Origin of the sequence: Streptomyces sp. NBC_00414 (assembly GCF_036038375.1) — a bacterium.
In the GTDB taxonomy this organism is placed as follows: domain Bacteria; phylum Actinomycetota; class Actinomycetes; order Streptomycetales; family Streptomycetaceae; genus Streptomyces.
On the sequence record NZ_CP107935.1, the window covers coordinates 2,658,147 to 2,678,897 of the forward strand.

Below are 20,751 nucleotides of genomic sequence, written 5' to 3' on the forward strand. Positions count from 1 at the left end.
TTGAGGACCGGGGGTTCGGGGGCTGGCCCCCGAGGCAGGTACGGGACGGGTAGGGGCGGCGGGGGCGAAACCCGGGTCGGGTCAGCCGCGGACCGCTCGGCCTACTTCCGCCCGGAGGGCGACGAACTCCCGCAACCCCCGCGTAGCGATCTGGTCCCGCTCACCGGGAAGCGTGACCGCCAGATCGAGGATCACTCGTGAACCCGGACCGGCGGAGAGAACGACCACCCGATCCCCCACGTACACACTCTCGTCGATGTCATGAGTGACGAAGACGATCGTCGTGCCATCGCTCCGGTGAACCTCCAGCAGAAGATCCTCCAGGTCCTCACGCGTCTGGGCGTCGAGAGAACCGAAGGGCTCGTCCATGAGCAGCAGGGACGGTCGGCAGACCAACGCACGGGCGATGGCGACCCGCTGCTGCATACCCCCGGACAGCTGCCAGGGATGCCGGCGCCCCGCACCGCGAAGACCCACCCGTTCCAGCATCCGCTCGGCTTCGTCCCGCCGCTCCGAACGCCCGAGTCCCCGCCGCCGCAGGGGAAGCGCGACGTTCTCGCGGACCGAGAGCCAGGGGAAGAGCGACCGCCCGTAGTCCTGGAAGACGACGGCCAGCCGGTCCGGCACCCCGGTGACGGGCGCCCCGTCGACGAAGACGGTTCCCTCCCGTGGGGGCAGCAGCCCCGCGACGGTCCGCAGCAGGGTCGACTTGCCGCAGCCGGACGGGCCGACGACACAGAGGAGTTGGCCCTCGGGGACGGTGAGCGTGATGTCCCGCAGGACGGGGTGGTCGCCGTACCACTGGCCGACCGAGTCGAGGCGCAGCAAGCCGGCCGGCTCTCCTGTACCCGGCGTTCCCGCTTCCGTTCCCGTAGCCGCCTCCGTTCCTGTATCCGTTTCCGTTCCCGTGTCCGTTTCCGTTCCCGTGTCCGGTTCCGGCTTCATGCCGGCCTCCCTCTGCCCAGCAGTCGTTTCTCGACCGCCAACAGGCCGGTGTTGAGTACGTATCCGAGTGCGCCGAGCAGCACCAGCGCCGCCCACACCGTGAGCAGGTCCGAGCGTGACTGGGCGTCGGTGAGGGTGAAGCCGATCCCGTTGGCCGTGCCGGGCAGCAGCTCCGAGAACACCATGAGGACGAGGGAGAGGGAAAGGCTGAGGCGCAGGCCCGCGAAGATGCGCGGCAGCGCCGAGGGCAGGAGGAGGAGCAGGAGTCGTCGGGTCCTGGTCAGGCGTAGTACGGCGGCCACTTCGAGGCGCAGCGGGTCGGTGTTGCGGACGCCTTCCGCCGTGTTGATCAGTACCGGCCAGACGGCGCTGAAGACGATCGACGCGACCTGCATCCGGGTGCCGAAGTCGAGGACCACGACGAAAACGGGGACCAGGGCCGGGGGCGGGACGGCGCGGGCGAACTGCAGGACCGGGTTGCAGAGGGCGTGGGCTCGGCGGGAGCGGCCCAGGGCGGTGCCGAGGGCGATGCCGATGGCCGCGGCGAGGGCGAAGCCGGCGGTCATGCGGGCGAGGCTGGGGAGGATGTTCTCGGTTGCGGCCGGGGTGAGGAAGGCGTGTGCGGGTGGGCCCGAGAACCACAGGTTGTGGGTGTGGCGGGCGATTTCTGAGGGTGGCGGGAAATAGACGCTGGCGTGTGTGCGGGTGGCCAGTTGCCAGGCGGTGACGGTGGCGGCGAGCACCGTCCAGCGCAGGATGGCGCCGCGGGTCGCCGTCGCGGCCTTGGACCGGCTCATCGGCCGGCCTCGGCGCGGGGGGTTTCGCCCCCGCCGCCCCTGCCCGTTCCGTACCTGTGGCTGCGCCCCGGATCCCCTGTCGCGTCGGCGCGCTCGTCCTCGGACGCCGGACGGGCTGAATGCATCAGCCCGTCCGGCGTCCGAGGACCGGGGGTTCGGGGGCCGGCCCCCGAGTCGGTGACGGGAACCGCAATCCTCATCCCTGACTCCTGTGTTCCGGCGTCCAAGGGAACAGCCGACGCTCCCCCCACACCAGCACGGTATTGATGAGCAGCCCCAAGCCACCCGCCCAGACCACCCCCGCGAGCACGTCCCGCGTACCGTCCGTCGCCATGCCCGCCTGGGCGATGAAGATGCCGAGCCCCTCGCCGAAGCCCGCCAGGATCTCGGTGGCGACGGCGAGGATGAGCGCGATGGCCGCGGAGATGCGCAGGCCGGCGGCGATGAAGGGTGCGGTGGCGGGGAGTTCGACGCGCAGGAGGACCGACAGGCGGCCGAAGCCGAAGGCACGCAGGGTGTCCTTGGCCAGCGGGTCGGTCTCACCGAGGCCGTAGACGGTGTTGAAGAGGATCGGCCAGACCGAGGCGTACGTGATGAGCGCGACCTTCGTCTCCGTGCCGGAACCGAGCAGCAGGGACACCAGCGGGATCAGCGCGACGGACGGCAGCGGGCGCAGGAACTCGACGATCGCGCGCACGGCGTCGTCGACGAGGGGCACACTGCCGAGGAGCAGCCCCAGCGGTACGGCGATCGCGCAGGCGAGACCGAGACCGAGGGCCCAGGCGCGCACGGTGGCTCCGACTCCCTCCAGGAAGAGCCTGTCGCCCGCCAACTCCACCGCTCGTGACAGGACTTCGGAGGCGGGAGGCAGATAGCTGCGCCGTACCAGCCCCGCCCGGCCGACCGCCTCGCACAGGCCGAGGGCGAGCAGCACGCCGAGCGCGCCGAGCAGCAGTTCCTGTCGACGTCTCACGCGCTCCCGCCCACGGCCCGCACCGTCCCCGTCCCGTCCTCGTCCCCCGCCACTCGTCACTCGTCACTCGTCACTCGTCACTCGACCAGCAGCGTTCCCGGGTCGATCGGCTTCTTCAGCAGTCCCTGCTCCTTCATGAGGTCGGTGAGGCGGCGCAGTTGGGACACGTCCGAGGTCGCCGGGTAGGCCGGCAGCCGGATCGACTCGGCCTGGTCGGCGCTCACCTTGGTGTACTTGGGCAGTTCCTCGCGTACCGCGTCCTGGTCCTGGGTGGCCAGCCGCGCCGCCGCGGCGATCGCCCGCTGGAAGGCCGCCGCGGTCTTCGGGTTCTCGGACGCGTAGTCGCCGGTCGTGACGTATCCGCTGATCGGTATGGACTCCACGGGGGCGGAGCCGCCGTCGACGAGGACGCGGGCGTTCAGTCCCTTCTGGATGGCGCTGTCGAAGGGTTCGACGGCGTGGACGGCGTCGACCTGCCCCTTCTCCAGCGCGACCCCCATCTGCGGGAAGGCGATCTGCCGGTACTCGGGGCGGCCCGCGCCCTGTTGGCCGAGGATCGCGTTCAGTGTCAGCGACTGGATGTTGTTGAGGATGTTGACGGCGACCTTCTTGCCCTCGAGGTCGGCGACGCTGCGGATGTCCGAGTCCTCGGGCACGAGTACGTCCATCATGTGCGGCGCGACGCGGGCCCCCTCGGCGAGGATCCGCAGGTCCAGGGTGCCTTTCTCGTGGGCCTGCAGGAAGGTGACGTAGTTGGCGCTCGCGATGACGTCGACCTGCCCCTTCGACAGGGCGGGCAGTGCCTGGATGCTCTGCTGGACGGGCTGGATGCGTACGTCCAGGCCCTCCTTCTCGAACAGCCCCCGGTCCCGCGCGAGATAGAGGGGCGCGTCGTCCGCCAGGGGCAGCGCGGCGACGGTGACACTCGACCGTTCCAGCCCCTTTCCGCCCCCGCCCCCGCCCTTGCCGGAATCCGTGTCGTCGGACCCGCCGCCGCAGGACGCGAGGGTCATCGTCAGGGCGATCGCGACGGCGATCAGTCTTCCCGTGTGTCCCGCCGTGCTTCTCGCCGTGCTTCCCGCGCGGGAACGGTCCTGGGGCGTCGGCATGCGCGCATGATGACCTGTGGATTGACATGATCACTACACATCTTTGCGCCGTTCCCCGACCGGGACCCCAGGGGCGTGGGTTGACGATCCATTGACCTGCAACTTAGGTTTGCCTTACCTAAGTGGTTCTCGCCTCCGAAAGGCCAACTACCCATGAGATCCGCCCTGTTCTCCCGTGCCGCCCGTGTCGCGGCCGTCGGTGCCACCGCCGCCGCGCTGACGGTCGGGCTCGCCACCTCGGCCTCGGCCGCCACCGCCACGCGGTCCGTCACGGTGAGCGGCACGACGTACAACCTCTCGCTGACGGCCCCCGACAGCCTCTCGGCCGCCGGGCAGAACGTCACCGTCTCGGGCAGCGGCTACAACACGCTCCAGGGCGTTTACGTGGGCCTGTGCGTGATCCCCGAGGGCGTCGAACCGGGCAACCCGGCCACGTACACCTCCCGCCCGACCCCCTGCCTGGGCGGCGCCGACCAGTCCGGCACGACGGGCGCCTCGCACTGGGTGTCGAACTTCGGCGGCGGCACGGTCGCGAACAGCTCCGCCTACGGCACCGGCGGCACCTTCGCCGTCAGCGTGCACGTGAACCCGAACATCGCCTCCGGCCAGGTCTGCGGCACGGACGTCGACTGCGCCATCGTGACGCGCGCCGACCACACGGGCAGCGGCAACCGCTCGTACGACGTCTACATCCCGGTCACCTTCTCGTGACCGCGCCCCTCAGAACCCGGGGGCGGAGCGAGGTGCTCCGCCCCCGGGCGGTGGGCACTCTCGTCGGCGTCACCGCCGTGGTCCTGGCCGCCGTCGCGGCCGGTACGCCCGCCGCCGGCGCCGACGACCCGCCCGGCACCGGCGGATACGAGCGGTCGGCCCGCCTCACGACCGTCGGCAAACCGCTCGACCTGCTGCTGCACCCCGAGTCGGGAAAGCTGTACGTCGGCTCCGACACGGTCGCCGGTACGGCGGACGGCAGCCTGGCCGGGGTCTACGCCGTCGACCCGGCGTCCAACAACGTGCTGAGCTGGGTGAAGACGTCTCCCGGCAGCACCGGCGCGCCCGCCCAGCTGCCGGGCAAACGGCTCGCCGGGCCGTTGCCGGGCGACGGGGTGCACTATCTGGTCGGCCTGCGCGGGATCGCGGCCACCAGGGACGGGGCCGCGACGGGGAGCGGCGGCTGGCTCACCGGTACGACGATCACGCAGGCCAAGGCCGGTGCGAGAACCGGCACGGTCGTGGTCGTACGGGGCACGAAACTGGAGGAGGTCGCCGTCGGCGAGACCGCGGTGACCGTGGAGCGTTCCCTGACGCTGCCGGCCACCGGCGGCCCGCTCGCCGTGGACACCGCCGCCGGGCAGATCTGGGTGACCGACAACACCGACGGCGTTTTGCGCAGGGTCGATTCGGCCGACTTCGCGCCGGACGGCAAGGAGATCGCGCTCGGCGCCGGAGCCGCTGTGTCCTTCCTGGAGTGGGACACGGAGCGCGGGGCGCTGTGGGCGGGGCGCGGCAGCGTACTGGAGGCGTACGACATCGCCTCGGGCGAACTGGCCGCCTCCTTCGACGCGAAACCGGGCGACACCGTCGCCGATGTCGCCGTGGATCCGCGCTCCGACCGGGCGTTCGCGGTGTGGCAGGACTGGGGCAACCCGCCGGAGGAGGGCGACGGCGTGGGGCGGCTCGCGGTGTACGGCACGGCGACCCTCGAGGACCTCGGCATGAGCGCCGAACTTCCGGGCGTCAACGGGCAGTTGGGCAGTTCGTCCGTCGCGGTGACACCGGGCGGCGACTCGGTGTTCGTCGCGAGCCCCTCGGACGCCTCGCTCACCGTGTTCAGGGCGCCGGTACCGCCGACGCCCCCCACCTCGCCGACGCCCACACCGACGCCGACGCCGACGGATCCGGCGTCCCCGTCGCCTTCACCCGATCCGTCACCCGGTGACACGGACCCGGGCACCGACCCGACCGACTCGGGCACCACGGTTCCCGTCGACGGTCCCGCGGGCGACGGGGACAGCGCGGGCGGCGCGGGCGGCAGCGGTGACACCGGTGGTTCGGGGAGCGGTGGCGCGCCGGGCACGACCGGTGGCGGCTCGCTCGGCACCACCGGCGGCGGGTCGCTCGCCTCGACCGGCTCCGCCGTGCTCCTGCCCGCCGCGGCGGGCACCGCGGCGCTGCTCGCCGCCGGCACCGCAGCGGTTCTGTGGCGCCGACGGACGAACGGAAGGCTGGAGCCCTGAGGGCGGACGGGCTGTGGAGGGCAGGGGCGCAGCCCCGCCCTCCAGGGGCGCGGGGAACTGCGCGACCGGCCCCCACCGGCCCGCGGACGAAGGCTGTCGGGTCTGCCGTGTCAGTGCTGCTGGGCCTTCTGCGGTGTGGCCTCGCTCGGCCGTACGACGACGAATCCCTCCCCCTGGAGCATCAACTGCACGGCCTCGCCCGAGCCGCCGCGGATCATCGAGCCGATGGACTGCGAACGGTGCAGCGAGGTCTGCAGGTTGGCCGTCCAGCCGACGACCGCGTCCGTGTCGACGTACACCGGCCACTGCGGTGAGACCGGGATGACCAGCGGGTTGCCCTCGCAGACGAGACCGAGCCTGCCCTGCCCGGTGAAGACGCTGTTGAACAGTCCGCCGCCGGTGATGCCCGCGCCCTTCACCGTCTTGATCTCGTACTTCAACGAGGCGTCGAAACACAGGACGTTACGGCCGTTGACGGTGAAGACGTCACCGGGGTCGATGTCGACGATGAAGCAGTTCTGCGCCTCGTGCGCGAACCAGGCCTCCCCCTGCCCGCGCACCGCCATGAGCGGCAGCCCCTCGCCGGTGACCGCACGCTTGAGCATGCCACCGACGCCCTGGCCTTTGCGTTCGAACTGCAGACTGCCGCGGTAGGCGATCATCGCGCCCTGCCGGGCGAACATCTCGCCGTTGACGGCGTATCTGATCGACTTGGCGTTCTGCACGCTCATGCCCGCCGCGTCGGCCGGCTGCACCATGTACTCGCTGGAAAACAGATCACCCTTCATCCGGGCATCCTGTCCCGCGAGGCGTCGGTTCCACCATCCCGCGACAGGAGAAAAGGCGCCGCCGAAAGTATTCGGCCGCACGACGAAAGGCAGTGGGTGAAGGCAGGGCGGCGAAAGGCGGGGGCGGCCGACGCCCGCTCGCGTCGGCCGCCCCCGCGGGGCCTTTCGGCCCCACCCTGTGGGGGGGGTGGTCATCGGTCCCCGGTCGGCCGTCCACCGGCCGTCGTGCGTCGTGCGTCGGCCGGTCGGGGTATTACCCGCGGTTCGGCCGTGGCTCGACGATAGGCGGCCGCGCCCCCTCCCGGATACGGGGAAAACCCTCGATCCACGCCCGAGAGCCCCTAGGCCGTGTCCCGCGGAGGGCCTCCACCGCGTCCGCAGGGCGCCTCCGCCGTGCCCGCAGGGCGTCTCTGGCGCGTCCGCAGAGCGCCGCTAGCGCCCGTCCGCCACCGCGAGGTCGGGCGCGCTCGTCAGGATCGCGCTCGCGACCACGTCGAAGAGGTGGTCGGCGCGTGGCGCGAGCGCGGGCTGGTCGCCGAGCCACGCGAGCCCCGCCACCAGCGCGAACAGATCGGTGCCGTCCATGTCGCGCCGCGCCGCGCCCGCTTCCTGGGCGCGGGTGAGGAGCCGAGCTCCGGCCGCGCGCAGGGTCACACAGGAAGCGTGGAGCGCGGACTCGGCGTCCTCGATGGCGGCCGCCATCAGCACCGTCACGCCCCGGTACTCGGTCGTCCACCCGACGCAGTCGCGCAGCCACGAAACGAGGGCTTCGGCGGGCGCGCCCGACTTTTCGAGGGCGTCCGCCTTCGCGGTCAGTTCCTCGAAGCTCGTGTGCAGCAGGGCCTCAAGCAGCGCCTCGCGCGTCGGGAAGTGACGGAGCAGCGTGGCGAGCCCGACGTCGGCCCTGCGGGCGATGTCGCGCAGCGACACGTCGACGCCCTGCTCGGCGATGGCGGCGCCCGCCACGGCGAGCACGTGGTCACGGTTCTTCCTGGCGTCGGCCCGCATCGGTCGGCTCCTCTCAGCTCTACGGCTTGACTATCCGGATCAGTGGTCCATATATTCGGATCAGTGGTCCAGTTATATGGATCGCCGATCCGGATAAGTCTATCCCGCAGCGCGAGCAAGGAGACAACGATGCCGACCCGCACGATGAAAGCGATCCGGCTGCATGAGCACGGCGGCCCTGAGGTGCTGCGATACGAAGAGGTGCCGGTTCCCCGGCCGGGGCCGGACGAGGTGCTCGTTCGCGTGCACGCGGCCGGCGTCAACCCGCCCGACTGGTACGTGCGCGACGGGATGTCCAACCTGCCGCCGGAGACGCGGCCGAGGTTCAGCCTGCCCATGACGCCGGGGACGGACCTGTCGGGTGTCGTCGAGGCCGTCGGCACGGACGTGGAGGGCTTCGCCGTCGGTGACGAGGTCTTCGGTCTCCTTCGCTTCCCCAGCTTCGACGGCAGCACCTACGCCGAGTACGTGGCCGCGCCCGCCTCGGACCTCGCGCTCAAGCCGGCCAGCATCGATCACGTGCACGCCGCCGGGGCGCCCATGGCCGGGCTCACCGCGTGGCAGTTCCTGATCCGGCTCGGACACGATCACCCCTCGCCCTTCCAGGCGGCGAAGCATCGTCCGGTGCCGCTCGGCGCCGACAAGACGGTGCTCGTCAACGGCGCCGCGGGCGGTGTGGGGCACCTCGCGCTGCAACTGGCGAAGTGGAAGGGCGCACATGTCATCGCGGTGGCGTCGGGCGCGCACGAACCGTTCCTGACCGAGCTCGGCGCCGACGAGTTCATCGACTACACCAAGGGCCGCCCCGAGGAACTCGTGCACGACCTCGACCTCGTGCTCGACACCGTCGGCGGCCCCGACAGCAAACGGTTCCTGCGCACGCTCAAGCGCGGCGGCTCCCACTTCCCCGTCTTCTTCGGCGAATTCGACCAGGAGGAGACCGCGAAGCTGGGAGTGACCGTCACGGGCACCCAGGTCCGCTCGAACGGCGCGCAGCTCGCCGAACTGGCACGCCTGCTGGACGCCGGCACGGTGCGCGTCGCGATCGACAGCACGTTCGCGCTCGCGGACGCCCGGGCGGCGCACGAACGCGCCGCCCGAGGACACATCCGGGGCAAGATCGTGCTCACGGTGGCTCAGGCCTGACCCGGCCCGTGCCAGGTCTCAGACGCTCTGCGGTGTACGGGTGTCGTCGTCGGCCGCGAGGAACTGCGTGGCGGCGAGTTCGGCGTACAGCGGGTCGCCCGCGACGAGTTCGCGGTGGGTGCCCACGGCCCGTACCTTCCCGGCGTCCATGACGACGATGCGGTCGGCCATGGTGACGGTGGACAGCCGGTGGGCGACGACCAGGACCGTCGTGGTGCGGGCGACATCGGCGACCGTGTCGCGCAGCGCGGCTTCGTTGACCGCGTCGAGCTGGCTGGTGGCCTCGTCGAGGAGCAGCAGCCGGGGCCGCCGCAACAGGGCCCGGGCGATGGCGACGCGCTGGCGCTCACCGCCGGAGAGCTTGGTGCCGCGGTGGCCCACGAGGGTGTCCACGCCCTTCGGCAGCCGGTCGACGAGGGTGTCGAGCCGGGTGGTCCTGAGCGCGCGGAGCAGTTCGTCCTCTTCGGCGTCGGGGTTGCCGAGCAGGAGGTTGTCGCGGAGGCTGCCGGAGAGGACGGGCGCGTCCTGCTCCACGTATCCGATGGCCGACCGGAGCCCGGCGACGTCCCAGTCGGTGAGGTCGCGGCCGTCCAGCGCGATGGTCCCCTCGTCGGGGTCGTAGAACCGCTCGATGAGCGAGAACACGGTGGTCTTGCCCGCGCCCGAAGGTCCCACGAAGGCGGTCATGCCGCGCGGGGGAACGGCGAAGGTCACGCCGTGGTGGACGTACGGCAGGTCCTCCGCGTACCGGAAACGGACGTCGTCGAAGGCTATGGAGGCCGGTTCGGCACCGGGTCCGGGCAGTTGGGCGGCCTCGGCGGACGGCTCCGCGGGCAGTCGCCGCGCCTCCTCGATACGGGCCAGGGCGGCCGAGCCTGTCTGGTACTGGGCGACCGCGCCGACGACCTGCTGGATCGGCGACATCAGGTAGAAGACGTACAGCAGGAAGGCGACGAGGGTGCCGATGTCGATGGCCCCGGTCGCGACCCGTGCGCCGCCCACGGCGAGGACGGTGATGAAGGCGACCTGCATCGACAGGCCCGCCGTGTTCCCCGCCAGCGCCGACCACTTGGCGGCCCGGACGCTCTGCCGCCAGGACTCCTCGGCCGCCGCGTGCACGGCCTGCTCCTCGCGGTGCTCGGCGCCGGACGCCTTGATGGTCCGCAGCGCGCCCAGGGTCCGCTCCAACGAGGCGCCCATCGCCCCGACCGCGTCCTGGGCCAGCCGGCTGGCCCGGTTGATGCGCGGCACGATCACGCCGATCACCGTGCCCGCGCCCAGGACCACGCCCAGCGTGACGGCCGTCAGCACCGGGTCGACGAACCCCATCATCACCAGCGTGGCGAGCAGGGTGAGCCCGCCCGTGCCGAGACCCACCAGCGAGTCGGTGGTGACCTCCCGCAGCAGGGTGGTGTCCGAGGTGATCCGGGCCATCAGGTCACCGGGTTCGCTCTTGTCCACGGCGGATATCCGCAGCCGCAGCAGATGCGAGACGAGCCCCCGCCGCGCTCCGAGCACGACGGACTCGGCGGTGTACCGCAGCACGTACGAACCCAGCGCGCCGATCGCGGCGTTGGCGACGACCAGCGCCGACATGGCCACCAGCGCGCCGGTGATCGCGCGGTCGTGTCCCAGGTCGTCGATCAGCGTTCTGGCCACCAGCGGCAGCGCGAGACCGGCGGCCCCGGTCAGCAGCGACAGCACGGCACCGAGCAACAGCGTCCAGCGGTACGGGCGTACGTAGGCGAGGAGCAGCCGCCACGACGGTGTGGCTGCCGGATCGGGCGGCTGGGACTGCGGCACGGTACTCCCCCTGGGACGGTCGGCTTCCCTTCCGCTCCGGCCGGTGTCTCGCCCGAAGTGGAAGGGGTACGAGAAGTATCGCCGACGCCACTGACAGAGCCGCGGGGGATTCCCGCTGAGCGGTCCGACGGCAGGCACGAGCTGCACTCGCCGTGCGGGGATGCCGCCTCGCGGGCTCTACGGCGTCCGGACCGCGCCGGGCGGCTCCGACCCGGGGCCGGCGTCGGTGTCGGCACCGATGTCGGTGCCGGAGCCGATGTCGGTCAGCCGCAGCACGCTGCCCTCGCCGTTCGCCGAGACCAGGAGGGTGCCGTCCGGAGCCACGGCGAGACCGGCGAACGGACGGGGCGTGCCGGGCCCTCCCTCGGCGAACAGCGCGGGGTCGGCGCGGGTGATGCCCGGCGGAAGGCCGACCGGAAGGTTCTCGGCGTCGACGCGGCTCTCCCCCGTGGTGAGCGAGACCACCCGCAGGCACCGGCGCCCGGTGTCCAGCGTGAACAGCTCGTCCCCGCGCACGGCGAGACCCTGCGGCGCGCCCAGCCCTTCGGCCACGGTCACCACCTCGCCGTCGTCGATCCGGAGCACCGCCCCGAGCCGGTCGTCGCTGACGTAGCAGCGGCCTTCGGCGTCGAAGGCGACGTCCACGGGATGCCGCAGCCCTTCGGCCAGTACGGTCACGGCGTCCGTCCCGTCGGCACTCGCACTGTCGGTGTTCGTGCCGTCGGTGTTCGTGCCGTCGGTGTTCGTGCCGTCGGTGTTCGTGCCGTCGGTGTTCGTGCCGTCGATCCGTACGACGCGGCCCGCGCCCGTCTCGGCGACCACGAGTGCCCCGTCGGGCGCGACCGCGATCCCGGTGGGCTCGTTCAGTCCACGCGCCCGTACCCGCGTGGACTTCCCGACCGGGTCGTACGTGCGGACGTCGCCGTACTCGGAGGCAAAGTGCAGGAGTCCGTCGTCGGCGGTGATGCCGTGGACGAAGGTCTGGAGTTCGTGGGTGACCACTCCGCCGGAGTCGCCCTCCCCGGCGTCTCCCGGGCTCGCGAGACGGTAGTGGTCGGCCGCGTACACCGTGCCCCGCAGGTCGACCGTCACCCCGTAGGGGCCGCTGAAGCCCCGGGGGACGATCTCCCGGGTGCGGCCGTCCTCGTGCATCTCGGTGACCCCGCCGCTGCCGAAGCTGGAGACGTACATGCGGTTCTCCGCGTCGAACGCCGCGTTGTCCAGCCCCACCACCCCGCTGACGACGACCGAACGCACCCCGGTGGCCAGGTCGATGCGCGTCACGATGCCGGCCGGGCCGCGGGAGAGGACGACCAGGACGCCTCCCTTGTCGAAGCGGACCGCGACCGGGTCGTCGACGTTCTCCGCGAACAGTTCGGGCAGGCCCCCGTCGGGCGGGATCCGCCAGACCTGGTTGCCGATCATGTGCGGGTAGTACAGGTAGCCGTCCGGGCCGAGCTGCATCGCGTTGCCGAGGGCCAGCCCGTCGGTCAGGACCACCGGGTCGCGGCCGTCCGGGAACAGCTCCAGCAGGCGGCCGTTCATCTTCATCTCGTTGACGAAGAGCCGGTCACCCACGCAGGTGATGCCGTTGGGCACCCGTACCTCGTCCGAGACGAGGGTGTACGTGCCGTCGGGGGTACGCCGCCACACGCGTCCCGGGGTCAGGTCGGCGATGTACATGGAGCCGTCCGCGCCGAAGGCGAGGTCGTCGGGGGCCTGGACCGGGCCGTCCTGCTCCACCACGACGTCGACGTCCCCCGAGGCGGTGTCGACGGCGCTGATCCGCCCGGCCAGGAACTGCGCGACGTACAGGCGTCCGTCGGGGCCGAAGGTGACGCCGTTCGAACCCCACAGCCGGTTCGGCGGGTTCAGTCGCCCGGTGTCCCAACGGCGGCTGCTGACCTGTTGGGTGCCGGTGTCGTCGAAGCGGCTTGCGCCCGCCCTCATCGCCGTACCCCTTCCCCGTCGGCTTCCCCGTCGACGATGACGTCGTCCATGCCGCCGTCCGTGCGCCAGCGCCTGAGCAGTTCGTGGAAGGCGACCGGCCCGTCGCCGTATGACTCGCTGCGCTGCCGGGGCCTGCCCTCGTTGTTGTAGTAGCCGGGGGTGCACTCGGCCTGGAACGCGTACAGGTCAGCGGCCTTCTCCCGGATCGTGGCGACCCAGGCGGTCTCGGCCTCGACGGTCGGCTCGACGTACCGCGCCCGGCGCTCGCGTGCCGCGGCGACCACCTCGGCGACGTGCGTGGCCTGTTCGTCGAGGATGTGCACGTAGTTCACGGCGCTGGCGTTCTGCAGCGGGCCGAGCTGGAAGAGGTTGGGGAAGCCGTTGCTGTAGAAGCCGTGGAGGGTTCTCGCGCCCTGTCGCCAGGCGTCGGGCAGAGTGGCGCCGTCGCGGCCGTGCACCGGGAGGCGGCCCGAGAGGATCCCCGAGACGCCGACCTCGAAGCCGGTCGCGAAGATGACGCAGTCGACCTCGTACTCGGTGCCGCCGACCACGACGGCGCTCCTGGTGATGCGCTCGACCCCGCCGTGGTCGGCGGTGTCCACCAGTGTCACGTTGGGCCGGTTGAACGTGTCCAGGTAGTGGTCGCTGAACGTGGGCCGCTTGCACATGTACCGGTACCAGGGCTTGAGCGCCTCGGCCGTGGACGGGTCCTCGACGACGTCGTTCACCCGGGCCCGGATCTCGTTCATCTTCTGGAAGTCGGCGAGTTCGTTCAGCCGCTCGCGTTCCTCGGCGGGGAGATCCGCGTAGTTGTTGGTCGGGATGAGGTTCTGCAGGAGGCGGGCGCTGCTGGTCCAGCCGTCGTCCACCAGGTCGTCGCCGGCGGGTGTACCGGTCACGGTCCGCAGGAAGTTGTCCCTGCGGTGCCGCTGCCAGCCCGGTTCGAGGGACTTGGCCCACTGGGGGTCCGTGGGCCGCTGGCCGCGCACGTCGACGGAGGACGGCGTGCGCTGGAACACGTACAACTGCTGTGCGTCACGGCCCAGATGGGGCACGACCTGAATCGCGGTCGCTCCGGTGCCGATCACCGCCACCCGCTTGTCGGCGAGCCGGTCGAGGTCGCCGTTCGCGTCGCCGCCCGTGTACGCGTAGTCCCAGCGGCTGGTGTGGAACGTGTGGCCCTCGAAGGTCTCGATGCCCGGGATGCCGGGAAGTTTGGCCTGGCTGAGCGTGCCGCTGGAGATCACCACGTAGCGGGCCCGTACGCGGTCGCCGCGGTCGGTGGAGACCACCCACTCCGACTCGGCCTCGTCCCAGTGCAGTTCGGTGGCCCGGGTCCGGAAGCAGGCGTCGTCGTACAGGCCGAAGTGGCGGGCGATCGCCCGCGAATGCTGCCGGATCTCCTCGCCGGGCGCGTACTTCCACTCGGGGACGTAGCCGAGCTCTTCGAGCAGCGGCATGTAGACGTACGACTCGATGTCGCAGTGGATTCCCGGATAGCGGTTCCAGTACCAGGTGCCGCCGAAGTCGCCGCCCTTCTCGATGACACGGATCGACTCGACGCCCGCCTGGCGCAGTCGCGCGCCGGCCAGCAGACCGCCGAAGCCGCCCCCGATGACCACCGCCTCGACCCGGTCGTGCAGCGGGTCCCGGGTGAACTCCGCCGTGTCCACGTACGGATCGTCCGCGTAGTAGCCGAACTCCCCTTCGATGCGCTGGTACTGCGCGTTTCCCTCGGGCCGGATGCGGCGCTCGCGCTCGGCGCGGTAGCGCGCACGCAGGGCGTCCGGGTCGAAGCCGAGCCCGTCCTGACCGGAGCCGGAGGTGCCGGACGAGGCGTGGGGGGTGGTGGGCATACCTGTCCTTCTGGTGTGGGGGCCGCTGCCGGTGCTGCTGCCCAGTGGGGAAACGGGCGTGCTCGAACTGCCGTACATGTGAGCGCCGTTGGGCTCGGGCCTCGCCCTAGGCGGCGGCCTCGGTGACGGCGTCGCGCCATGAGGAGCGCACGGCGATCGCCTGCCGCCAGCCGCGGATCGCCTTCGGCGGCATGCCGAGCGAGAGGACCCCTGTAAGCCGGTCGCCCGTGCGGTAGGCGATGACGAACCGGCGCTCGTCGAGATCCCCTTCCACCACGGCGACCTCGTCGTGTCCGCGCAGCCGGCCGAACGCCTGGACCTTCAGGTCGTACTGGTCCGACCAGAAGTACGGCACCGGCGCGAAGGGCTTGCGCGCCTGCGGGTGCAGCAGGTTGCGGGCCGCCGCCATGCCCTGCTCGGCGGCGTTCGTACGGTGCTCGACACGCATCGGCACTCCGAAGAGCGGGTTGTGCCAACGGGCGACGTCACCGGCCGCGAAGACCGTCCCCTCATGCGCCCCGTCCGCCCGGGGAGTCTCCGGGACGGCCTCGCAGTACTGGTCGCACACCAGCCCGTCGTCCACCGTCAGGCCGCTCCCCGCCAGCCACTCGGTGTTGGGCAGCGAACCGACGGCCACCAACACCGCGTCACCCTCCACGAGTTCGCCGTCGGCGAGCCGCACACCGCCCTCGGTCACCGCGGTGACGGCGACCCCGGTGCGCAGGTCCACCCCGTGGTCCAGGTGGGCCGCCGAGAGCACCCGTCCGACCTCGGCGCCGACCGCGTGGGCGAGCGGTACCGGCGCCGGTTCGAGGAGTGTCACCTCGGTGCCCAGGCTCCGGGCCACGGCGGCGGCCTCGGCCCCGAGGAACCCGGCGCCGACCACCACCAGACGCCGTCCCGCGCCCAGCCGGTCCCGCAGGGCGAGCGCGTCGTCCAGGGTCCGCAGCACATGCGCGGCCCCGTCACCGGGCAGCCGCCTCGGCCGTGCACCGGTGGCGACGACCAGTCCGTCGTACGCCACCCGGGTCCCGTCGGCCAGCAGCACCGCGCGCCCGTCGGCCCCGTCCGAGCCGAGGCCCGTCGCGGCGGTCGCGAGTCTCAACTCCAGTTCCAGCGCGCCCAGATCGCTCGGGGAACGCAGCGCCAGCCGGTCCGGGTCCCAAGCGGACGCCAGGACCTGCTTGGACAACGGCGGTCTGTCGTACGGGGCGTGCGGCTCGTCGCCCACCAGGGTGAGCCTGCCGTCGTACCCCTCCCGGCGCAGCGTCTCGGCGGCCGCGAGTCCGGCCGCCGAGGCGCCCACGACGACCACGTTCCTCACTGGTCGACCAGCCGGATCGCCGCCGCCGGGCAGATCGCCACGGCCTCACGCACGTCGTCGAGGAGGTCGTCGGCGGGCCGTTCCTCCAGCACGATCGCCACCCCGTCGTCGTCCCGCTGGTCGAAGACCTCCGGGGAGACCATCACGCACTGGCCCGACGCCACACACTTCGGTTCGTCCAGTTCCACTCGCATGGGCTTCTTCCTTGTCCTTCAGTACATGCCGGGTCCTTCAGTGCATGCCGGTCACCAGGCGACGGGCAGGGAGGCGACGCCGTAGGTGGTGCCGCTGTGGTCGAACTCCAGCTCCTCGATCGGGGCCGCCAGCCGCAGGGTGGGGACGCGCCGGTAGAGGGTGCTGTAGACGACCTGGAGTTCCAGCCGGGCGAGGGACTGGCCCAGGCACTGGTGGGGTCCGTAGCCGAACGCGTTGTGCTTGCGCGCGGGCCGGGTGACGTCCACCCGGTCGGCGCCGGGGAACGCCTCGGGGTCCCAGTTGGCGGCGTGCAGGTCGACGACGATGCCCTCACCGGCCCGGATGACCCGGTCGCCGATCTCGATGTCCTCGGTGGCGACCCGGCGCAGACCGACCTGGACGATGCTCAGATAGCGCAGCAGTTCCTCGACCGCGCCCGCGACGACCTTCGGGTCCGCCGAGTCCCGTACCAGCGCGAGCTGTTCGGGGTTCTGCAGCAGGACGAGCGTGCCGAGGCTGATCATCGTCGCGGTGGTCTCATGGCCGGCGATGAGCATCGCGACACCCATGTGGACGGCCTCGGAGCGGGTCATCTCCCCGGCCGTGACCCGGGCCGCCATCTCGGACAGCACGTCCTCGCCGGGCTCGGTGAGCTTCTTGCCGAGCAGGTCGTCCAGATAGGAGGACAGGGCGGTGCTCGCCGCGCGCGAGTCCTCGGGCGCCGCGGCCCGGTCGAGGGCGAGGCCGCTGTTCTCCTGGAAGAACTCGTGGTCCGCGTACGGCACTCCGAGCAGTTCGCTGATGACCAGTGAGGGCACGGGGAGCGCGAGTGCCGTCAGCAGGTCGGCCGGGTTCGGTCCTGCCAGCATGCCGTCGATCAGGCCGTCGACGATCTTCTGGATCGGGGCCCGCATGGCCTCGATCCGCTTGACCAGGAACGGCCCGTTCACCATGCGGCGCAGCCGGGTGTGCTCGGGGGCGTCCGTGTTGACGATGAGTTCCGGGGTGTGTCGCGCGATCTGCTGCCGGTAGGCGGTGACGAACGGGAAACCGGGGTTGCGGTCGTTCGCGCTCACCCGGGGGTCCGTCAGGAGCGCCCGCTGCGCCGCGTGTCCGGTGACCATCCAGGGCGTGCTGCCGTCCCAGATCCGGATCCTGCTGACCGGGTTCTCCGCACGGAGTTCCTCGACGGCCGGCGGCGGGGCGAACGGACAGCCCGCCGCCCTCGGCATCGGGAACTCCGGCATCCTCCTCGCCGCGTCGGACGCGGCGCCGTCCAGTGTCTCGGCCATGTGACTCCTCGGTGGGGGCTCCGCCGGAACGGAGCACGGGGAAGGGATGGCGACCTCTGTGATCACATGCAACCGGAGCGGGCTGACGGCTCCCGGCCGGTTACCTGACAGGAAGCTGACGTGACCCGGATCACACCCCTCGTACCGGGGAGGAGCGGAAGGGGCGGCGAAGGCGGACGGGGCTCAGTGGCCGAGCCGGTAGCCGAAGCCCCGGCGCGTGTGGATCAGCGGGGGCTGCTCCCGGTCCACCTGGTCCACCTTGTGGCGCAGACGGGAGACGAGTTTCTCGATCGCGTTGCCGGCCCGGGTCTCCCCCCAGACGTGCCGGCAGATCTGCTCCTTGGACAGCACACGCTCCGCGTTGACCAGCAGATGACGCAGCAACCGGTACTCCGCGGGGGTCAGTTCGAGCGCCCGCCGGCCGCGCCAGGCCTGACAGGTGGCGTCGTCGAGCACGAGATCGCCGTAGCACGGCCCTTGGCGCACCGAGCCACGGCCGCGCAGTAACACATGGGCCCTGGCGAGGACTTCGGAGATCCGGAACGGCATGGTGACGTAGTCGGCCTCGCCCAGGCCGAGTTCGGGCACCAGGCTGCCCAACTTCTCGTACGGGGCGAGGAAGAGGACCGGCGGGCGGTCGGCCGGGCGGAATCGGCGGCCGTCCCCCAGGCCGTCGACGTCCGGGACCGTCACGTCGAACAGGACCAGGTCGAAGCGCCGCTCCGCCAGGCACAGCATGCCCTGGGTGCCGGTGCGCGCGACGGTCACCCGGTAGTCCGCCAGCTCCAGTGTGGTCGTCAGCAGTTCGGCGACCGACGGGTCGTGGACCACGACCAGGAGGTGCTGCCCCGCCCCGCGCGCGGGCACGGACACCTCGGCGCCGGTCACGTACTCCCCCACGGCGCCGTCCGCTCCGCGCGCCCGGCCCGCCTCGTCCATCCCGTGCATCGCACGCACCTCGTTCGTGAGTAGGCCACCTGGCCGGGCGGCGGCGCCCCGGGCCGTCAGGCAGGTTGCGACGAGGTGTCCTCGCCGTCGAGCGCGGCATCGGTGCGCAGGAAGTCGTCGACCATCCGGTGGAACAGCGTGGAGAGCTGCCGCAGATCCTCCGGCGACCAGTGGTCCAGCGCCACCTCCATGCCCCGGCAACTCGCCGCGCGGATGCGGTCGATCGCCTCCTGGCCGGCCGCGGTCAGCTGGATCCGCTGGGCCCGGCGGTCGTCCGGGTCCGGGACCCTGGTCACGTAACCGCCCTTCTGCAGCTGCTGCACCTGCCGGGTGACGTGCGAGGCCTCCACCGCCAGCCGGGCCGCCAGCTCGCCGAGGCGCAGGGGCTCGGAGTCGGCGATCTGCCGCAGCAGCGCCACGGCCGCGCGGTCCAGCGACACCCCGGCCAGCACCATGAGGCGGTCGTGCTGTCTGACCCGGCCCGTCAGATAGACGATGCGGTTGAGGGCTCGTTCGATCTCCACCACGTTCTTCGCGGGGGCGGGGCCGGACGCGGGCGACGGTGTGGGCATGACACCAAAATATCATTACTTGCCTGACTCAAGTAAATTCAGCAGCCGTCGCGGGCCGCACCGCGCGACGCCCGCATATGCATCATGCACAATACGTGGCGGGCGCATATTTGATGTCATGTCTCCTGCCCCTGGCCGCGGGACCGGACTCAGGGTCGGGGCGAGAGCCCAGATCTGGGGAAGGACGGCGACATGGACAAGCCCACGCACCTGATCGAGTTCGAAACGATGCTGCTCGGGCGGCACCTCTATCTGAACTCGCCCCGGGCCCGGGACGGCGGTCGCCTCGAACGCAGCGCGTACATCGTGCTCAGCCGCATCCGCATGGAGGGCCCGATGTCCATCGGCCAGCTCAGCGACGCCTTCGGACTGGACACCTCCACGCTCAACCGGCAGACCGCGGCCATGCTGCGTGGCAACCTCGTCGAACGCATCCCGGACCCCGAGGGCGGCATCGCCCGCAAGTTCCGTATCACCGCCGAGGGCGAACGACGGCTCGACACACACCGCCGGGAGAGCGTCCAGGGGCTGGAGAAGGTGATGGCCGGGTGGGACCCGGAGGAGGTCGCCACCTTCGCCGCGTACCTCAAGCGCTTCAACACGGACATCGAGAACCTGGACGAACGGCCCTGGCCCCGCCCTTAGCGCGTCGGCCCACCCGGCCCGTGAGGCGTTGCGCGTCCCACGGGCCGGGTGAGGGTCGGCCGTCGTCGTCCGCGACGCGAACCGGGGACGGGCGGCTCAGGCGCCCGCGGCGAGGGACCAGCTCGGGATGCGGCCGGCCAGGCGGCAGGCGAGGAAGTACAGGGGTATCGGCGGGGTGTAGGGCGAGTCGCCCGCGGGGCTGTGGATCAGGCGGGGCTTCGAGGAGAGTAAGCCGCGGCGGATCCGCGTCCAGGACGGGTCGGCCCGGTGGGCGCCGACCGTGTAGGTGACGGAGGGCGGCCAGTCGACGCCGATGTGGGACCCGGCGGGGACGATCCACCACCAGCGCTCGGCGTCGGCGGAGTCGTCGGCGAAGACACAGCCGATACGGGGCAGACAGTCCAGGATGCGTTCGCCGTGCTCCTTGGACGTACTCACCACGTCACATCCGAGACCGGTGCGCAGCTCTGCGGGTATCACCAGGCGGATCGGGCGCTGGGACGGGGGCGTCACGGTCGTCCGCGACCACGGTTCAGGGGCGTGCTGCAGTTCCATGAGGCAGGGATCCTTCGGCCGAGTGGGGGGCGGGCCGGGTGAGGTGCGGGGTGGGCACGAATCCGGAGGAGGGACGTACCCGTGGTTCCGACGGCAGGGGGGACGGCGCCGGTCTTGCCGGCAGGACGGCCCAGACGACGCGGCCGGAGCCGTGTGCGGTGTCCCGCACGCCCCAGTCGCTGCTGAGCATGCCGACCAGCATGAGGCCGCGGCCACCCTGGTCGTCGAGTCGGGCGGTGCGCTGGGCGGGGATCGACAGACCGCGGTTCTGGTCCTCGACCTCCAGGTGGAGCCACTGTCCGTCGGTGCGCAGTCTGCACACGATCCGCTCGCTCGCCGTGTGCGTGAGCGCGTTGGTGACGAGCTCGGAGGTCACCAGGACAGCGTTGTCACATGCCTCGGCGTCCGTGCCCCACGCGTGGAGCAGTTCGGTCACGTTCCGGCGGGCCAGGCCGACCGAGGCGGGGGTCGGGGGCAGGCCGAACACGCCTGACCTGTCGGTGCGTTCGTCCGCGGGCAGTCGGCCCAATGGCTTGGGGAGAGAGGGCGGAGCCATCGCCGTTCGCCTTTCGTCTGCCTTCGCACCGGGGGTCAGACCGGTGCCGGTA

General features: G+C 71.6%; 20 protein-coding genes. 4 read left to right on the forward strand and 16 right to left on the reverse strand.

Going from position 1 to position 20,751, the window contains the following annotated elements; genetic code table 11:
- Positions 1 to 81: 81 nt before the first annotated feature.
- From OHS59_RS11355 to OHS59_RS11370, 4 genes are all read right to left on the reverse strand, one after another.
- Positions 82 to 828 carry an ABC transporter ATP-binding protein gene (locus OHS59_RS11355; protein WP_328493276.1) on the reverse strand — a complete coding sequence of 249 codons (747 nt, stop codon included), beginning with the start codon at positions 826 to 828 and terminating at the stop codon, positions 82 to 84.
- A 113-nt stretch (positions 829 to 941) separates the two neighbouring features.
- Positions 942 to 1,742 (reverse strand): ABC transporter permease, encoded by an 801-nt coding sequence (locus OHS59_RS11360; protein WP_328493277.1) that lies wholly within the window; start codon positions 1,740 to 1,742, stop codon positions 942 to 944.
- Positions 1,743 to 1,938: 196 nt separating this feature from the next.
- Positions 1,939 to 2,715 (reverse strand): ABC transporter permease, encoded by a 777-nt coding sequence (locus OHS59_RS11365; protein WP_328493278.1) that lies wholly within the window; start codon positions 2,713 to 2,715, stop codon positions 1,939 to 1,941.
- Between the two features lie 77 nt (positions 2,716 to 2,792).
- Positions 2,793 to 3,824: an ABC transporter substrate-binding protein gene (locus OHS59_RS11370; RefSeq protein ID WP_328493279.1), complete on the reverse strand. Its 1,032-nt coding sequence runs from the start codon at positions 3,822 to 3,824 to the stop codon at positions 2,793 to 2,795.
- A gap of 153 nt (positions 3,825 to 3,977) precedes the next feature.
- On the opposite strand from OHS59_RS11370, the gene OHS59_RS11375 reads away from it, so the two are divergent.
- Both OHS59_RS11375 and OHS59_RS11380 read left to right on the forward strand, forming a co-directional pair.
- A complete protein-coding gene (locus OHS59_RS11375) occupies positions 3,978 to 4,535 on the forward strand; it encodes a hypothetical protein (protein WP_328493280.1) in 558 nt (185 codons plus the stop codon).
- A 32-nt stretch (positions 4,536 to 4,567) separates the two neighbouring features.
- On the forward strand, positions 4,568 to 6,061 hold the full coding sequence (locus tag OHS59_RS11380; RefSeq protein WP_328493281.1) for a hypothetical protein: 1,494 nt from the start codon (positions 4,568 to 4,570) through the stop codon (positions 6,059 to 6,061).
- Positions 6,062 to 6,171: 110 nt separating this feature from the next.
- Here the strand turns inward: OHS59_RS11380 and OHS59_RS11385 are convergent, their stop codons facing one another.
- Together OHS59_RS11385 and OHS59_RS11390 are read right to left on the reverse strand one after the other, a co-directional pair.
- On the reverse strand, positions 6,172 to 6,849 hold the full coding sequence (locus OHS59_RS11385) for an AIM24 family protein (protein ID WP_328493282.1): 678 nt from the start codon (positions 6,847 to 6,849) through the stop codon (positions 6,172 to 6,174).
- A gap of 432 nt (positions 6,850 to 7,281) precedes the next feature.
- On the reverse strand, positions 7,282 to 7,857 hold the full coding sequence (locus tag OHS59_RS11390; RefSeq protein ID WP_328493283.1) for a TetR/AcrR family transcriptional regulator: 576 nt from the start codon (positions 7,855 to 7,857) through the stop codon (positions 7,282 to 7,284).
- A gap of 129 nt (positions 7,858 to 7,986) precedes the next feature.
- Between OHS59_RS11390 and OHS59_RS11395 the strand changes: the two genes are divergently transcribed.
- The gene (locus OHS59_RS11395) at positions 7,987 to 9,003 is read left to right on the forward strand and encodes an NADP-dependent oxidoreductase (RefSeq protein WP_328493284.1); all 1,017 of its coding nucleotides are present in this window, start codon (positions 7,987 to 7,989) and stop codon (positions 9,001 to 9,003) included.
- 18 nt (positions 9,004 to 9,021) lie between these two features.
- On the opposite strand, the gene OHS59_RS11400 is transcribed toward OHS59_RS11395, so the two are convergent.
- The 8 genes from OHS59_RS11400 to OHS59_RS11435 form a co-directional block, all read right to left on the reverse strand.
- On the reverse strand, positions 9,022 to 10,806 hold the full coding sequence (locus tag OHS59_RS11400) for an ABC transporter ATP-binding protein (protein ID WP_328493285.1): 1,785 nt from the start codon (positions 10,804 to 10,806) through the stop codon (positions 9,022 to 9,024).
- A 177-nt stretch (positions 10,807 to 10,983) separates the two neighbouring features.
- On the reverse strand, positions 10,984 to 12,756 hold the full coding sequence (locus tag OHS59_RS11405) for a hypothetical protein (protein ID WP_328493286.1): 1,773 nt from the start codon (positions 12,754 to 12,756) through the stop codon (positions 10,984 to 10,986).
- A complete protein-coding gene (locus OHS59_RS11410) occupies positions 12,753 to 14,612 on the reverse strand; it encodes a flavin-containing monooxygenase (RefSeq protein ID WP_328493287.1) in 1,860 nt (619 codons plus the stop codon). The genes OHS59_RS11405 and OHS59_RS11410 overlap by 4 nt, the downstream gene beginning before the upstream one ends.
- A gap of 106 nt (positions 14,613 to 14,718) precedes the next feature.
- Positions 14,719 to 15,936, reverse strand: a complete 1,218-nt coding sequence (locus tag OHS59_RS11415; RefSeq protein ID WP_328493288.1) for an NAD(P)/FAD-dependent oxidoreductase — start codon at positions 15,934 to 15,936, stop codon at positions 14,719 to 14,721.
- Positions 15,933 to 16,130, reverse strand: coding sequence for a ferredoxin (locus OHS59_RS11420; RefSeq protein ID WP_328493289.1), 198 nt, complete (start codon positions 16,128 to 16,130; stop codon positions 15,933 to 15,935). Before OHS59_RS11420 ends, OHS59_RS11415 begins: the two co-directional genes overlap by 4 nt.
- A 51-nt stretch (positions 16,131 to 16,181) precedes the next feature.
- The gene (locus tag OHS59_RS11425) at positions 16,182 to 17,423 is read right to left on the reverse strand and encodes a cytochrome P450 (RefSeq protein ID WP_328493290.1); all 1,242 of its coding nucleotides are present in this window, start codon (positions 17,421 to 17,423) and stop codon (positions 16,182 to 16,184) included.
- Positions 17,424 to 17,606: 183 nt separating this feature from the next.
- Positions 17,607 to 18,362: a response regulator transcription factor gene (locus OHS59_RS11430; RefSeq protein ID WP_328499168.1), complete on the reverse strand. Its 756-nt coding sequence runs from the start codon at positions 18,360 to 18,362 to the stop codon at positions 17,607 to 17,609.
- A 65-nt stretch (positions 18,363 to 18,427) separates the two neighbouring features.
- On the reverse strand, positions 18,428 to 18,943 hold the full coding sequence (locus tag OHS59_RS11435; RefSeq protein WP_328493291.1) for a MarR family winged helix-turn-helix transcriptional regulator: 516 nt from the start codon (positions 18,941 to 18,943) through the stop codon (positions 18,428 to 18,430).
- A gap of 192 nt (positions 18,944 to 19,135) precedes the next feature.
- On the opposite strand from OHS59_RS11435, the gene OHS59_RS11440 reads away from it, so the two are divergent.
- The gene (locus OHS59_RS11440; RefSeq protein WP_328493292.1) at positions 19,136 to 19,588 is read left to right on the forward strand and encodes a MarR family winged helix-turn-helix transcriptional regulator; all 453 of its coding nucleotides are present in this window, start codon (positions 19,136 to 19,138) and stop codon (positions 19,586 to 19,588) included.
- Positions 19,589 to 19,684: 96 nt separating this feature from the next.
- Here OHS59_RS11440 and OHS59_RS11445 read toward each other — a convergent pair whose 3' ends face one another.
- Together OHS59_RS11445 and OHS59_RS11450 are read right to left on the reverse strand one after the other, a co-directional pair.
- The gene (locus tag OHS59_RS11445; protein WP_328493293.1) at positions 19,685 to 20,143 is read right to left on the reverse strand and encodes a hypothetical protein; all 459 of its coding nucleotides are present in this window, start codon (positions 20,141 to 20,143) and stop codon (positions 19,685 to 19,687) included.
- Entirely contained in the window at positions 20,121 to 20,699 is a 579-nt protein-coding gene (locus OHS59_RS11450) for an ATP-binding protein (protein WP_328493294.1), read from the reverse strand. Before OHS59_RS11450 ends, OHS59_RS11445 begins: the two co-directional genes overlap by 23 nt.
- Positions 20,700 to 20,751 lie beyond the last annotated feature (52 nt).

Excerpts from the sequence above, each read along its gene's own strand:
- OHS59_RS11360 (WP_328493277.1), bottom strand. The coding sequence starts at position 1,742 with ATGAGCCGGTCCAAGGCCGCGACGGCGACCCGCGGCGCCATCCTGCGC.
- OHS59_RS11370 (WP_328493279.1), bottom strand. The coding sequence starts at position 3,824 with ATGCCGACGCCCCAGGACCGTTCCCGCGCGGGAAGCACGGCGAGAAGC.
- OHS59_RS11375 (WP_328493280.1), top strand. The coding sequence starts at position 3,978 with ATGAGATCCGCCCTGTTCTCCCGTGCCGCCCGTGTCGCGGCCGTCGGT.
- OHS59_RS11385 (WP_328493282.1), bottom strand. The coding sequence starts at position 6,849 with ATGAAGGGTGATCTGTTTTCCAGCGAGTACATGGTGCAGCCGGCCGAC.
- OHS59_RS11390 (WP_328493283.1), bottom strand. The coding sequence starts at position 7,857 with ATGCGGGCCGACGCCAGGAAGAACCGTGACCACGTGCTCGCCGTGGCG.
- OHS59_RS11395 (WP_328493284.1), top strand. The coding sequence starts at position 7,987 with ATGCCGACCCGCACGATGAAAGCGATCCGGCTGCATGAGCACGGCGGC.
- OHS59_RS11405 (WP_328493286.1), bottom strand. The coding sequence starts at position 12,756 with ATGAGGGCGGGCGCAAGCCGCTTCGACGACACCGGCACCCAACAGGTC.
- OHS59_RS11410 (WP_328493287.1), bottom strand. The coding sequence starts at position 14,612 with ATGCCCACCACCCCCCACGCCTCGTCCGGCACCTCCGGCTCCGGTCAG.
- OHS59_RS11420 (WP_328493289.1), bottom strand. The coding sequence starts at position 16,130 with ATGCGAGTGGAACTGGACGAACCGAAGTGTGTGGCGTCGGGCCAGTGC.
- OHS59_RS11425 (WP_328493290.1), bottom strand. The coding sequence starts at position 17,423 with ATGGCCGAGACACTGGACGGCGCCGCGTCCGACGCGGCGAGGAGGATG.
- OHS59_RS11430 (WP_328499168.1), bottom strand. The coding sequence starts at position 18,362 with ATGGACGAGGCGGGCCGGGCGCGCGGAGCGGACGGCGCCGTGGGGGAG.
- OHS59_RS11435 (WP_328493291.1), bottom strand. The coding sequence starts at position 18,943 with ATGCCCACACCGTCGCCCGCGTCCGGCCCCGCCCCCGCGAAGAACGTG.
- OHS59_RS11440 (WP_328493292.1), top strand. The coding sequence starts at position 19,136 with ATGGACAAGCCCACGCACCTGATCGAGTTCGAAACGATGCTGCTCGGG.
- OHS59_RS11445 (WP_328493293.1), bottom strand. The coding sequence starts at position 20,143 with ATGGAACTGCAGCACGCCCCTGAACCGTGGTCGCGGACGACCGTGACG.
- OHS59_RS11450 (WP_328493294.1), bottom strand. The coding sequence starts at position 20,699 with ATGGCTCCGCCCTCTCTCCCCAAGCCATTGGGCCGACTGCCCGCGGAC.